General features: G+C 34.0%; 11 protein-coding genes, 1 tRNA gene and 3 pseudogenes. 4 read left to right on the top strand and 11 right to left on the bottom strand.

Annotation, left to right across the window (positions count from 1 at the left end):
• The 7 genes and pseudogenes from ACFIKH_RS03475 to ACFIKH_RS03445 form a co-directional block, all read right to left on the bottom strand.
• Nucleotides 1–752 (bottom strand): DUF6990 domain-containing protein (locus ACFIKH_RS03475; RefSeq protein ID WP_375671002.1); only part of this gene is annotated, 752 nt, incomplete at its 3' end.
• Nucleotides 753–757: 5 nt separating this feature from the next.
• Nucleotides 758–856 (bottom strand): annotated as a pseudogene (locus ACFIKH_RS03470) (SMI1/KNR4 family protein); the annotation flags it as partial.
• Between the two features lie 70 nt (nucleotides 857–926).
• A complete protein-coding gene (locus ACFIKH_RS03465; RefSeq protein WP_375651819.1) occupies nucleotides 927–1,481 on the bottom strand; it encodes a biotin transporter BioY in 555 nt (184 codons plus the stop codon).
• A 256-nt stretch (nucleotides 1,482–1,737) separates the two neighbouring features.
• The gene (locus tag ACFIKH_RS03460; protein ID WP_375626819.1) at nucleotides 1,738–2,307 is read right to left on the bottom strand and encodes a biotin transporter BioY; all 570 of its coding nucleotides are present in this window, start codon (nucleotides 2,305–2,307) and stop codon (nucleotides 1,738–1,740) included.
• 15 nt (nucleotides 2,308–2,322) lie between these two features.
• On the bottom strand, nucleotides 2,323–2,961 hold the full coding sequence (locus ACFIKH_RS03455; protein WP_375651818.1) for an energy-coupling factor transporter transmembrane component T family protein: 639 nt from the start codon (nucleotides 2,959–2,961) through the stop codon (nucleotides 2,323–2,325).
• Complete coding sequence (locus ACFIKH_RS03450; RefSeq protein ID WP_012754688.1) at nucleotides 2,958–3,638, bottom strand: energy-coupling factor ABC transporter ATP-binding protein; 681 nt, start codon at nucleotides 3,636–3,638, stop codon at nucleotides 2,958–2,960. The genes ACFIKH_RS03455 and ACFIKH_RS03450 overlap by 4 nt, the downstream gene beginning before the upstream one ends.
• A gap of 40 nt (nucleotides 3,639–3,678) precedes the next feature.
• Nucleotides 3,679–5,106 carry an amino acid permease gene (locus ACFIKH_RS03445; protein WP_375626823.1) on the bottom strand — a complete coding sequence of 476 codons (1,428 nt, stop codon included), beginning with the start codon at nucleotides 5,104–5,106 and terminating at the stop codon, nucleotides 3,679–3,681.
• A gap of 164 nt (nucleotides 5,107–5,270) precedes the next feature.
• On the opposite strand from ACFIKH_RS03445, the gene ACFIKH_RS03440 reads away from it, so the two are divergent.
• Nucleotides 5,271–5,609 carry a hypothetical protein gene (locus ACFIKH_RS03440; protein ID WP_375626851.1) on the top strand — a complete coding sequence of 113 codons (339 nt, stop codon included), beginning with the start codon at nucleotides 5,271–5,273 and terminating at the stop codon, nucleotides 5,607–5,609.
• A 570-nt stretch (nucleotides 5,610–6,179) separates the two neighbouring features.
• Here ACFIKH_RS03440 and ACFIKH_RS03435 read toward each other — a convergent pair.
• On the bottom strand, nucleotides 6,180–6,383 hold the full coding sequence (locus tag ACFIKH_RS03435; RefSeq protein WP_375626827.1) for a SlyX family protein: 204 nt from the start codon (nucleotides 6,381–6,383) through the stop codon (nucleotides 6,180–6,182).
• A 453-nt stretch (nucleotides 6,384–6,836) separates the two neighbouring features.
• Here ACFIKH_RS03435 and ACFIKH_RS03430 point away from each other — a divergent pair.
• Nucleotides 6,837–6,909: transfer RNA gene (locus ACFIKH_RS03430), tRNA-Thr, on the top strand.
• Nucleotides 6,910–7,011: 102 nt separating this feature from the next.
• On the opposite strand, the pseudogene ACFIKH_RS03425 reads toward ACFIKH_RS03430, so the two are convergent.
• Nucleotides 7,012–7,217 (bottom strand): annotated as a pseudogene (locus ACFIKH_RS03425) (helix-turn-helix transcriptional regulator).
• Nucleotides 7,218–8,251: 1,034 nt separating this feature from the next.
• On the opposite strand from ACFIKH_RS03425, the gene ACFIKH_RS03420 reads away from it, so the two are divergent.
• Complete coding sequence (locus ACFIKH_RS03420) at nucleotides 8,252–8,914, top strand: lysozyme (RefSeq protein WP_375670999.1); 663 nt, start codon at nucleotides 8,252–8,254, stop codon at nucleotides 8,912–8,914.
• A gap of 849 nt (nucleotides 8,915–9,763) precedes the next feature.
• Here ACFIKH_RS03420 and ACFIKH_RS03415 read toward each other — a convergent pair.
• Nucleotides 9,764–10,218, bottom strand: a pseudogene (locus tag ACFIKH_RS03415) (integrase); the annotation flags it as partial.
• A gap of 1,395 nt (nucleotides 10,219–11,613) precedes the next feature.
• On the opposite strand from ACFIKH_RS03415, the gene ACFIKH_RS03410 reads away from it, so the two are divergent.
• Nucleotides 11,614–11,739, top strand: a complete 126-nt coding sequence (locus ACFIKH_RS03410; RefSeq protein ID WP_375670997.1) for a hypothetical protein — start codon at nucleotides 11,614–11,616, stop codon at nucleotides 11,737–11,739.
• A gap of 1,171 nt (nucleotides 11,740–12,910) precedes the next feature.
• On the opposite strand, the gene lldD is transcribed toward ACFIKH_RS03410, so the two are convergent.
• Entirely contained in the window at nucleotides 12,911–14,062 is a 1,152-nt protein-coding gene (gene lldD / locus ACFIKH_RS03405) for an FMN-dependent L-lactate dehydrogenase LldD (protein WP_375626848.1), read from the bottom strand.
• Nucleotides 14,063–14,445: the final 383 nt, after the last annotated feature.

Raw genomic sequence — 14,445 nt, 5'->3', positions numbered from 1 at the left:
ATTTCATTAGATATTTCAGCTTCAATACGGACATTGTAATTGTCATGGAGACGTATAAAACCAAAATCAAATTGAATGAAGCGGTCGGGCAAAATCAACCACATTTTTCCAGGCTCCGTAGAAAACCACCCTTGTGTTTTGAGAACGCGCATTGCTGCTGTGAGGCTTATCGAGCGCTGTTTGGTTTTTTTGCGCGTTAGAATATCATCCAACTCCCCATTTTTATAGGCTTGCGCAAAAAAAAGCAGGCGATCATCCGATGTCATTGTTTTATAATCTGCAAATTCTGGCACAGATAGTTTTGGAGTAGATCTATCACTCCTTAAAGCCTCCATATCACCAAGTAATGCTTGTGCAACGGCAGAATGATCAGCAGCTTCCTCGCACAACTTTTTTTCAATATCCTGTGCTTGCGCCCATGCAATCACTTTGTTTAAAGCGGTTGTGATATGGCTTTCGGAAAGATCCGGAGCTTTAACATTAAAATCCTCCTTCGCGTAAAACAGCACATCTCCATATTTACGCTGTGATTTTTCACCTCTAGAATATTCCCAGCCAAGACAATAAGCAGCGGTGGTGAGATCAGCCGAAAGCAAAAACTCTTTGCCACTCTCTCCATAATTTTTTACACCATACCCAATACCGACAATGCGATCGGGAAGATGATAATGCGCAAAAGTATCCCCCACGTTATCACGATAAGGCTCCCAGCCCAGTCTTTTTAAAATCTCCGTGACATCTTTGGTTTGCATCGTCATTACCGTGCGTGCTCTTTAATTCTTTTGCAAAGGAATTCATAAAAATTGCTAGCGTAATATTCAGAATCGCCCAATGGAAACATGACATAAAGTAGACAAAACAGAATGGTATTCTGTGGTGATTTTTAATCCACATACATTTGGCAAAAATTATTCTTCAGTACAGAACTACCCCTTTTCCGGATGAATGAGAGGAACGATTTTCTTAATAGTCAACGCTACAAAGGATGCAATCAGCACTTTCAAGAAACCACCAGCCAAAAAACCTAATGAACTTATTAAAACTGTTAGCAAAGGAACCTGAGTCATATAAGCTACCCATGGTATTCCAAAAGAATAGACTATCCCAATACCGCACACAGTATTTATCAGAAATAATATTATGAAATTTAACCGCTGCCAAAACAATTCTACCATAAAGCCAATAAAAAATGCAGCAAATGGAAAACTAATCAGATAACCACTCGTAACTCCTGAAAAAACACTAATTCCACCACGACCACCAGGCAATAGAGGTAATCCAATCGCAACAAGAATAAGGAAAAGAAGTGATGCTAAAGCTCCCCTTTTCGCTCCAAGTATAGAGCCTGCTAACATCGGAGCCATAGACTGAGCTGTAATAGGGACACCCAGTAAAAAAGGAAGATAAATAGGAGGGAAAAGACTCAAAACAGCGTAAATAGCGGCAAATAAAGCAATATAAACTAAGTCTTTTGTATTCACTGAATTATTCCTTCACTATGGAAAATATTTCGTTAATGTTCTATATTAATAAAAAGTATCAGATTTATAAAAGTACACTTTAAATGCCTTAGATATAGAGAAAAATATTATAATAATTTATTTTAATAATATCACTTATATAAATCATATTAGATTCTACAATGTTTAATTACATCATAGATTACTATGGTTAAATTCAGTAAAATTATTGTGATACATGAATATTATATAATAACAGCGTAACAAAATAATACATTCATTTTAGCTTGTTCTTATTATGCTTTGAATGAATGAGAGGAACAGATCTTTTAATCGCGAGTGCAACAAAGGATGCAATCAACACTTTTAAACAATCGCCTATCAAAAAACCTGATGAAGCCATTAAAACCTTCAGTAAAGAGACTTTGGTCATATACGCTGTCCATGGAACACCAAAAGAATAAACTATCCCAATGCCACCAACAGTATTTATCACAAATAATGTTATAAAATTTAACCGCTGCCAAAACAATTCTACCATTAAACCAATAAAAAATGCAGCAAATGGAAAACCTATTAAGTAACCACTTGCAATCCCTGAAAAGACACTGATTCCACCACGACCACCAGGCAACAGAGGTAATCCAATCGCAACAAGAACAAGAAAAAGGAGTGATGCTAAAGCACCCCTTTTTGCCCCAAGAATAGACCCTGCTAGCATCGGTCCCATCGATTGAGCTGTAATAGGTACCCCTAGAAGAAAAGGAAGATAAATAGAAGGGAAAAGTCCTAAAATAGCATAAATAGCGGCAAATAAAGCAATATAAACTAAATCTTTTGTATTCATTTGATTCTTCTTTCACTATAAAAAACTTTGATTATTATGAGATGCTGTATCAATGGTATCAGCATCATAAGAACGCGCTTCCAATGCTTCAGCCACTTCTGAAGCCATTCTTATGGTTCGTATAATTAAAGGTATCGCAAGAGCGACAATGTTAGTATTAAGTCCCCGTGCTTGCTGTGCTTCATGTACCTCATTAAACTTTTCACTCAAAAGAGGAATAAACCTGATCGCCATAGAAATAACCATACTCACTTTTGATGGATTTATACCAAAACAGCAAAAAGGCTGAAGCCAGACTTCAATTGCATCCACCATATCTGAAACTTTTGTTGTGAATGAAACAAGTGATGATAAAGAAAAGAGGATAACAAGACGTAATATGACCTCAACCCCCGTAAGCCAACCGCTAAAAATAGTTTGAAATACAAATAGAAGAACCAAAAGCAATCCCATCGATTTAAATTGCTTTATCGCAGTTTTGAGAGGGACCTTGGCGACTCTATAGAATAAGATGACCAACAACAAAAATAACCCAAGAAGCGCTATGGAAGAAACCATTATTATAAAAGTTCCACACGCCGCAAGAAATAATAACTTAACTCCAGGACTTAACCTATGAATAAACGTATCCCTTGGAATATATAAACCGATCATGACATTCTTCTTATATACTCCTTGATAGCAACAAAAGGTACATCATCAATTGCTATCTCCCCCTTATCAAAAACCAGCACTCTATCAAACTTTTTCAAAAACTCCAAATCATGCGATACAACTATTGCCGTTTGTGGTAATTCTTCTATCACTTGCGTAACGCGATGCTTATTTCGCAAATCAAGTAATGTCGTCGGCTCATCAAAAATAATGTAGTCTGGTTTCATTGCAACTACACCGGAAATAGCAACAAGTTGTTTTTGCCCACCACTTAATAAATGGACAGCGTGATTTCTGAAGTCTTGAAGTTCGTAGCGCTGTAAAATTTCATCTACACGCTCCTTAATTTCATCTTTACTAAGCTTTAAATTTTTGAGACCAAATGATAAGTCCTCTTCAACTAATGGTAAAACAATCTGATTATCGGGATTCTGAAATACAAATCCAACTTTACGCTTTACTGCTTTTGCATCGCGCTTGGTATCAAGCCCATCAACGCTTACAAAACCGTGAGATGGTAATTGGAGTCCATTAATAAGACGAACAAATGTACTTTTTCCAGAACCATTCGCACCTATAACAGCAATTCGTTTTTCGGTAAGCTGTACAGTAATATTCCTTAAAACACACAAATCACCAAAAACTTGTGTTACCTCATCAAATTTTATAGTCCCCAAGATTTATTCCAATCAATCCGTTTTATTAGCTCTTCTTTCTCTATCGTCTCAGTTTATAACCTAAAAGTAATAATAAGCACCATAGAGGAATAATAATGACTGCCAAACTCATATCAGGCATCTGTACAGGAATATATGTTTCAAGAAAAGGCACGCTTATTCCTATCATATCAAAAAGTCGAGTCATCAATCCATTTTGCCCAAAACCACTGATAAACATAATGCAAAATAATAAAGCAAGAAAGCAGAGACAAAGATAGTTAGCGTAAGGATATAAACCAAACGCATAAGTAAAGTTGCCTTTTCTGTTCTTATGTGCATTGCGAAATTTCAAATGAACAATAACAATAATAGCCCAAGTAATCACTGCTGCTGCAGTTGCAAGAGCCATGATCCGCATGAAACTATTATCAGGAACAAGAGCATTAAAAACGACAATCAACACCGTACAGAATGATGAAAAAAGGATAGCAATATAAGGAACACGAGCAGCACTCAGTTTACTAAAAATATGTGGTGCATTTTTTTGTACAGCTAAACTATAAAGCATACGTCCATTAGAATAAATGCCACTATTGTAAACAGAAATAGCAGCCATAATCACCACAAAATTCAAAATATGACCAGCAGCAGGAATTCCTATAGTCTCGAAAATTGTAACAAAAGGACTGCCATTTTTTCCAATCATATTCCAAGGGCTGATTATCATAATAACGCTGATAGAACCAATATAAAAAATTATAATCCTCCACATAACTTGACGGATAGCCGCTGGAATTGTTTTTTGTGGATCAGATGCCTCTCCAGCAGCAATACCAATAAGCTCTGTTCCTCCAAAGGAAAACATTACTACAGAAGTCGCTAAAACAACCCCTACTGCTCCATAAGGGAAAAAACCGCCATGGTCCCAAAGATAATGAATATTCGCTTGATTTTCCCCTAGTTCAGTGACAATGAGAAAAATTCCCAAAATAATCATACCAATAACAGCAGCCACTTTGATCAAAGCGCAAGCAAATTCAAATTCTCCATAAAAACGAACATTAAACAAGTTAATGAATGTAACAAATAAAAGAACAATGAAAGATGCTTTCCAATGATCAATCAAAATCCAATGATCAAGATAAAAACCTATCACTGTAAGTTCAGCCATGCTCACAAGAATATAAAGAAACCAATAATTCCAACCTGTTATGAAACCAGCTAATCTCCCCCAATATTTATAAGCAAAAAAACTAAATGCTCCTGAAGACGGCTCTTCTACTGACATTTCACCAAGCATTCGCATAATGAAATACATAATAAGCCCGCCGACAAGATAAGATAAAATGACTGAGGGACCAGCTAATTGAATTGCCTCGGTTGACCCATAAAAAAGTCCTGTCCCAATAACGCCACCCAAAGCAATCATTTGAATATGGCGATTTTGAAGGCTACGCTTCAATTCATTGTGCTTTTTTTCAGACATCATGCCTCATTACTTTTGTTGAACCTAACTTCAACTTTTATCGAAAAATCAGGCACCTTTTTCAAAAAACACAAAACAAACGTAAAATTATTTTCTTATCATAATGCAACCCCTTATTTTTTTGTGCATTATATATATGCCCCGTTGAAGTTTTAAGAAAAAATATGCTCCACCATTTATTTAAATTAATGTCCTTCATTTTCGTTACACTAACTATTATAGCATTGGTCATTGATAACGCACACTCTGTAATCACATCACATTGGACAACAACCCCCTTTAATAAAATTTTAACAAACCTTCTGCAAACAGATGTCTATCACCTTAACCAATCTCTATGCAAGGTAATGCCTGATTTTCTATCTTCAATTTGCATTACTCTCACTTATTTACCAGCATGGTCTATCTTTGGTGCTTTAGCAATAGTATTTTATATCTTAAATTACGAAAAACAAAAACCTTTTCACAAAATGTCATGTACATATAACGAAGAATACATTTAATCTTGAAAAAGACTTCTAGAGCTCTTTATACTATACACAACCGATATCGCTTAGAGCACCTCACCCTATTAAAACAACTGCAAATCACTTGATCATCAAAATGGATTAAAACGCTTTATTATAAATATATGCGCTCACTTATAATTTCTATAGATAACGATAACATCACTTCATTTGTATCAATTTAAAAAAGTAGCGAATAAATCTAACTCCCATCTATAGAAAACTCTGTACAGAAAAAACTTAACATATTGAAGTTCATATATTTTTATGGATACTTCTCTATACTCCACAAAAACTTTTCTTAATTTTAATACTAGAAATCACATATAAAAAACGTCTTCTAATATCAGCACTCTTTATAAAATTAGAACTTCTTGAAATTAAGGAAGAAGCTTATAAAAATTATTCTACAAGTCTAACAAAATGCGTTAAATAAAAACTAATCTGTAAATAATTGCAATTGTAATAAAGAATATTTCGCAGCTTCCTCCCATTGTGATATCCACCCTATTACATCTAAAAAAATCCAAGAGACTATTAGCAGAAGAATTTTTAAGCACCTTCTCCCTATTGAGAAAATGGTAAAACAACAGCTTCAGTAACACTCTGTTCTTTTAAATCTGAAAATCGCCTCGCTAAAACATCAACTTTTTTAGATATCTCATCCAAAATTTTCCATTGATTAGTTACTACTAGAGAAAGCTCCTCAATGAATTTTTCTTGGTAAGCTAGCTTCATTTCTAGTTCTATCAGCCGATCTTCATCCGACATGATTCTTACTCCATCTTAAATAAAAAAACGTGATTAATTTTATTAATCCTCCCCCTTTTTCTTCCCATAAAAATAAGAAGTAACTTTTCAACTAATTCTACTCATCTTATTTTCACATTATAAAGGGTTTATAATGATCTTTTTTTCCTAATCACTTATTCAACAAATTTCTTTCTTAAGAATCAGAAAATGTTTTTATCTTTACTAAGTTATCTTGACACCTTTTTCCATCCTCAAGATCTACATTCCTAGCTTCTTAATTTGAGTGCTATCGTAAATTGGAAAGCATTTATAGTATTAAGATCAAAGAATACTGTCCTCTGACTTTTACATACTTCTCCTGCAAATTATTATCATATTTTATAAATTATTGAAAAAATGCATTCTTGCTTTTATACGTACTTTTAGCTATTACCCTCAAATTAGTTTTGTCTCATTGATTTACAAACCTATGCCGCATTAGCTCAGTTGGTAGAGCACATCATTCGTAATGATGGGGTCGCTGGTTCGAATCCGGCATGCGGCACCGCATTTTCTCTTTATCATATTAGAACATCCAGATTTTTTATTTAATTATCTGTTTGAAAACCACCTTTTAGACCACCTTCTACCGTTTATACAATTTTACCTAATCTGTTGTTATTTGCTCCGTATTTTTCTCTGGAGTAAAGGCTAAGATCTCTTTCTTTCTCCACCTCACCGCTCTCCCTAGCTTATATGGCTCCGGAAACAACCCCCCTGAAGCACCCAATTGCGAATCGTTGTTGTGGATACACTAAAAAGCTGTACACATTCACGGGTTGTTACATATCTATCGCCATTATCAAATATCATCTCATTACCTTTCTCTTTTTTATGTTATGTAAATGGGCGGAGATGCTAGGAGGAGAGAACCTCCCATATCTTCAAGCGGCTTTTTGTTAAAATCTTTTGTATCTCTTGTATTATTGCCTCTAAAAAGATTTCAATAGCTTGATTGATTTGTTTAAGACGCTTCTGGAAACGTAGCCAATACATCACTAGACAAAGATGATACCATTGGCCTCAAATGCCCCATAAAACACTTCATATGAAAAAGACGAAAGCGTTATTCATATGGAAAAAATATATGAAACCGAAATCATCGTTCAAGTTTATTACAATACAATATTCTTTACAACACTATCCAATATCATTGGTCCATTACTATATTGTTTTAGTTGGAAACAGACTACTAGAGAGGGAGAAAATATCGATTATGTTTTATATAACATTTTATTTAAAATCCTTCATAAAGATATTTTTTAAGAAAATTAAGCAATTAGAGGAAAAAATAAATAATAGTTAAATTCACTATAGATTTTTTTATTAAATATGTATAATACGTTACGTGTATATCGTGTTGATTCTAAGATAATTTGTAGATCTATAATATTCAACTGTAATGTTTTTTTGTTTTTATGAAAATAATTCTATGGTGTAATTTATGGGTTATGCAATTACTTGAAAATCAATACCTATTATTTCATTACTTATTATATCTCTTATTTTTTTGTTAAAAAATGCTTTTTTTCATCAGGATTATTGAAGTTTTTTAAGTAAAGTTCTTCTAAATCATTCTGGATCAACTGTAAGAATTTATGAGTAAAATCTATCTGATTATAAATGGATCTATTATAAAGTTATTATCTTGAGATGGAGATCAATTGCTGCAAAATGAATGGTGTTTAGCATAATATTTGTTCAAAAAACGATATGGATTTTAACATAACTCACTATGGAGATTTTGAATTTATTATGCCCTTTCGCTGTTCTGTTCTTAAAAATGAGTAGATGTAAGTTTTCGATTCATATCCTGCTTTGTGTAGGTTTTTTTATAGGTAAGAATAATGCGAAAAATATCAAAAGAAGGGCTTGCATTGATTAAGCAATTGGAAGGCTTACGTTTATCGGCTTATGAATATTCTGGTGGTGTATGGACAATTGGTTATGGACATACAAATGCTGCTGGTGCTCCAAGCGTCCACAAAGACATGCAAATTACGGAAAAAGAAGCTGAAAAAATCCTTTGTCAGGATTTGAGAGAGTGTGAACTCGTTGTTGAAAAAGCCGTTACCGTTCCTTTAAACAATGAACAATTCGCGGCATTAGTATCATTTTGCTATAACGTAGGAATAACAGCCTTTTGCAATTCTACACTTTTAAAAAAGCTCAATAAAGGTGCATATGAAGTGGTACCAACTGAATTACAAAAATGGACAAGAGTAGGAGGAAAACGTATCCAAGGTCTTGTCAATCGCCGAGCAGCCGAAGCAGGATTATGGGCGAAAGGATCTCATGTTGCTCCAAATTATCATGTAGTAGAATCAGAAGGTGTAACAGGTATTTGCAAAGTAGAAGCTCTTGCACCAATCATAGGTTCTTTTTCAGGGCTTGGAGGGCTTTTTTCAGGAAATGGTCCTATTCAATGGGTTTTAGCAGGCATTATGGTTTTAGCTGCTTGTACAGCTATGGTATACATTGCTAAACGCTTTCAAGAACACCGCCTATGATCTTATGGATAAAAAAATATCTAACAATGACATCAGTGACCATAGCAACTTTTCTTATAGCTTTAGTGAAAGCCTTTTTTCTTGGGAAACAAGTTGAGAAGCAAAAGCAAACAAAGGAAGCTTTCAAAATAGGACAACACGGCTTAAGGTAGAAAATGAAGATTAATAAGAAAACTGATGCCGCTATGCGTACTAAGCTTTCTAACTGGCTGCGCGACGAATGAATAAACTTCTTGTATTGGATGGCTGCCAATTTATTTGAATCGACAAGATATCAATGTGATTAGTCCAAATTTGGCGAGAAATATTTAAAACATAATGAACAAGGTGCTGGTCTATGTGGTTGGAGACATAAACGGAAAATAAAGTGCTAAGGATACAATTCCTCTGAAAGATTAATCAATGAAAAGATTTGAAAGAGGTCGATATATTCAGATTAAAAGTAAAAGAACTTAAAGGATAAAAACGCTCTGGTGGTCGATTGGATTTAATTAGAGTGACGGAGATGTCTGAGTTGAAGCGAAAGGATTCAACAAGGTTATATTTGTATAAAGTGATTGAGTCTATTGATGTATTCCAAGAGCATCTTTGTTATCCTACTAAAGAAGATGAGAAAAGATTTTACGGATTGCACTGCTGTCGTCGTTCAAAGAACTAATAATACTCAACGTTCTGTCTTCAACAAAATAGGATTTGGCATGCTTAAGAAAAACAATCCACGGGATTGTATAATGAACAATGGACAGCTTTTATGTGATTTGTGAATGACGTTGTTTCAGCTTTCTAATTGTAATAATGATGTTGAAGATAAGACAAATAGTTCCGCACGGTATCTGCTTTTTCATGCTAAAGTGGCGCAAAAACATTGTGAGTGATCTTGGCTGTTAATTTTTCTGCAGTAAATTCCCTATGTGGGAAATAACATGCAACTCTAGTGGAGAAAACCAGAAACCGTTTTTACCTTTATTTTTTAACTCTGCTTTTTTGCTTTCAAAAGTCGCTTTTGCAGTTTCTTGAAAAATATTGCTTTGCTGTTTTAAGATAACTTGTTCCTGAAATAAAATGGGACCATTACCTTCTTTTAAAACATCACTCTAATATCTTGCAAACTCATATGCTGCTTTTAGAGAAAGTTTGTAACAGAACCGTGCCTTTCACGGCGTTTATTGTGATGTGTATAACGGAAAAATTAAGAGCGTGTATTATCTTTTTGAACATTCAACCACTGTCTTACTTCATCACAATATTTACCTTGAGGAGACACTTTATACAAAAGATGCTGATAATCTATAAATCTCCCTCACCTAATTCACCTTCTCGTTCATCCTTCTATGCATTGCCCGTCCACCTTTTAAACCACCTTAAATTTTTGATATAGAATTTTTTCTTTAATTTTTATTGAATCATAAAAATGATCCATACCAATCTCACCTCTATGCATCTTTATACACTTTGATTCTTGTTTCTAAAGCCCAGTCTGCCAGCGTATCATACTGTTTTTTATATGTAATATATATTTTTAGATTTATTCGTAATTTGTTAGAAAAGTTTCTATATTTTGATAGCAAATCTTCTATCAGTTCACTTTTTGCAAAAGATTCTGAAAGGATTCTCAAAAAGTCCGCAAATTTAAAGACTCTTTAATGCGTATTGTTTCTTTTTTAGAAATCAAAATTGGTGGTGCCCTATTCCTTACCAGAAATTGTATTATTTGAAGAGCAATCTGTATAAGATGGTGTAATCTCTTTTATGAAATTAACTAAAGTTTTTTGAATTTCTAGCATATTGTTTAAAGACAAAAGAAACCTCCCTTTTATTTATACAAGCAGCTTAGACATCAGCTGATAATTCTCCCGCTTATAAAAATCTTTTCTGGAATAACCTTCAAAACCACAATAAAGTGGTGAAAGATAAAACAAGTTTTTTAGATGATCATAACGCACAATAAAATCAGACCAGTTTAAATGTTCAATGCTAACACCTGCTAAACAGAGGCAAATAAGTTTTAGCACGCCTTCAAATTGGAAAGACTTAAACCCACGCGCTACGACGGATTCCAACTCTCATCGTACGATTTACCTTCCCTCCAAAACTTAATCGCTGTAAATATAAAAATCTTGAAGCCCATTCTAAATCCGTGAGAGTTGTTGGGTCTTACTGTATTAAACGTTGAAACTCCTCACAGCTACTCATCTGAAATGCTAGATTTTTCATAAAAGGACGATAGTGACGTTGTAACATCCCCCAAAAGTTTACGACATCACCGGAGAGATTATTGCTAATTTCAGGGGATAGAATCAATTTCTGCTCAAAGAAAATCCCACCCATACCAACAAAAAGATTTAGTCTACATGCTATTAGAAATGTCCTCAATAATTTTGATAATTTTTTTAGTCAAATTTCTTTTGTTACCAATATCAGCAGCAACTGGTGTGGAATTAACATAATTATAATTTTTTATTTTAAAATGTATCCCTCATTTTTTACATTCTTTTATCTATCTTAGCCTTCTTTTCACAGCTTCAAGTGATAAAAAGTAACTGCAATGTTAAGTTGTCTTGCATCGAACAAATTGCTCGCAAACTATCCCTATTGGCTAGATGACAACACATCCTCTATTTAAAGAAAGAAAAAATTTTCTTTTTTATTCAGCGATAAAGTAAATATTATCCAATTACTTATGAGAGTAATTCGATCAAATGGAAACTGTAATTTTTTCCACTCTGAGTAATCCTGTACCCGTTTATATAAGTTTAGGAAAGCGCGCTGTTATGAATATTCACAAAAATGCTGCAAAAATTGATATCAGAAAAACTTCTGTTTAAAAAAGGGAAAGATGTTCTCTTACTTGCTACTGAAGAACCTGTTCAGATTTGTCTTGATATTGCTGTAGAGCTTCAAAAAACATAAAGTTATCCCAACGTTTACAAGTGTGCCAACAATTCAACTTTGAGATAATATATCTGTGCTAGAGTTATGCCAATCTCACCAATCTGTTGTTGTCTATGAAGAGCATAGTATCAATGGAGAAGCCTAGAGATGCAATTGTTAAATCCCTTATAGAACAAAACGTTCTATGCCAATTTGTATCATTAGGAATACCTAACGACCCCATCTGTAATAAAAACAAACTGGATTTTTTTAACAAATTATGAAATCAATAGAGAAAGCATAAACAGTGTTAGCAATGACATACTATACAAAAAATATTTAACTGCTTCCTAATATGTTCGCCAGTTCAAAAACATCATAACTCATTGAGGATGCAAGAAAATAAGAAAGAAAAACATTAATTCACGCAGTCTTGCTCTCAGTAAACGAGCTTTTTTAAAGATTGTATGGGTATTTTTTTCATTGCTTAAAAATGTACTCCATAAAAACAATATCATATCCATATAATAATTACCCAATAAAATTAATATAAATAATATATAGATTATAGAAATATTATTTATTAGATCTATTTTTTATTATAATTATATATTACAATAAACACATATTGACATTTTTAATAATTTTATTTATATGCCATAATTAATATTGTTCTATATTAAAATAAAACTAAATGAAGTTTATAAATTTACGTTTTATGATAATGTGGGAAAGAAGTAATTAACATGTTATATTTTTATATATAGGAGAGAAAAATGCTCGCAGCATTATTTATATCTATTTTTTCTATATCAACAATTGTTTTACCTTTAATATCAGCGCTTGTTCCTTTTTATCCATAGAATGAGCTTTTAATAAAATAAGTAAAAGATGTATGCAATGTTATTAGTGTTTTTTTTGTGTTTATTATTATTAAGATTTTTGCGTTAAATATTATTGTATTTACGGAGTATTATTTTAGTTACTGAGTATTTTATGTGATTTTATAGAGGAGCTTTTTGATCTTTTCTATTTAACTTTAACTGTCAACATATTTGTAAAATATATAATTATGCTCCTCTATAAAAAGACTTTCTTTTTCTGAAAGCAGTAAAAATATTGCTTTCATTGCTTAAAAACATCTATATTTACTAAACTCTTGCGTGTAATATCTTTAATTGTCTGAGTACCGGTCAGTGTCATAGCTACCCGCATTTCATTGGCAAAAAGATCAAGGAGATGCATAACACCTTTCTTACCTGCTGCTGCAAGCGCATAAACAAAAGCACGGCCAATCATAACAGCATCCGCACCTTGTGCTATCATGCGGACAACATCAAGACCAGAACGAACACCTGAGTCCGCTAAAATAGTCAAATGATCCTTTACAGCATCCGCAATTGCAGGCAACGCTCGTGTTGTTGATAATACACCATCAAGCTGACGTCCGCCGTGATTAGAAACAACAATACCATCCGCACCAAATTTTACTGCTTCTCGTGCATCTTCTGGATCAAGAATACCTTTCAAAATCATTTTTCCTTTCCAAAAATCGCGAATCCATTGTAAATCATGCCAACCAATTGATGGATCAAAATTTGCACCAAGCCAACCAACGTAATCATCTAATGCAATTTTCTTTTTGAGATAAGTGGAGACATTTCCAAGATCATGGGGGCGCCCCATAACACCAACGTTCCAAGCCCAATATGGATGAGTAAACGCTTGTAAAAAACGACGTAATCCAGCATAAGGACCAGACATCCCCGAATGCGCATCACGATAACGCGCACCAGGAACTGGCATATCAACTGTAAAAACCAACGTGCGTACACCAGCTAACCAAGCCCGTTCTAGTGCATCACGCATGAAACCGCGATCTTTGAGAACATAAAGTTGAAACCAAAATGCACCTCCAACCGCTTCTTGCACTTCCGCAATGGGACAAACTGAAACAGAGGATAGAGTAAAAGGAATCCCTTTTGCCGCTGCGGCACGCGCTGCTTTTACCTCTCCACGACGTGTATACATGCCCGTTAGCCCAACAGGTGCAAGTACAATCGGTAAATCAAGTGTCTGATCAAAAAGCTTGATTGAAAGATCAACTTCACCAACTTGCCTTAGAATCCTTTGACGCAGTGCAAGAGCTTGAAGATCTTTACAGTTACGTCGCATCGTTTCTTCAGCATAAGCCCCACCATCAATATAGTGAAAAAGAAAGGGAGGAAGACGACGCTTTGCTGCCTTACGATAATCAAGTGTTGAAGAAATAATCATTGATGGCACCATTGTTCCTAAATGAAAAGAGAAGATATCCTAAAACGCATAAAAGCGAATCCGTGTACCTTCCTACTCGATATTCTCCCAAAACGCTCTATTGAATAGATAGAAGCAACAGAGATTGCAACTTTCTAAAAAAACTAATTGATAAAAACAATGTCTTTATTTCTCCTATCCAAATTTAAAATCTCACAGTATGGGGTATCATTAATAACGTATCCACTCATATATTGTTCATGTGCAATTGAAATGTTATATTTTCTTTAAACGAACACCTCTTCGAAAGCGATTGCTCCGCAGCTTAATTAGTTATAATTTAAAGTCGTTTCTCCCTCCACAGGTCCTTACATTATAGGTTATAAGAATATAGATAATATAGA

Origin of the sequence: Bartonella sp. SD1336NMGDW, from assembly GCF_042193565.1 — a bacterium.
Lineage (GTDB): Bacteria > Pseudomonadota > Alphaproteobacteria > Rhizobiales > Rhizobiaceae > Bartonella > Bartonella grahamii.
The sequence above is the reverse complement of the archived record's forward strand: the minus strand, read 5'-3'. Positions and strand labels throughout refer to the sequence as shown.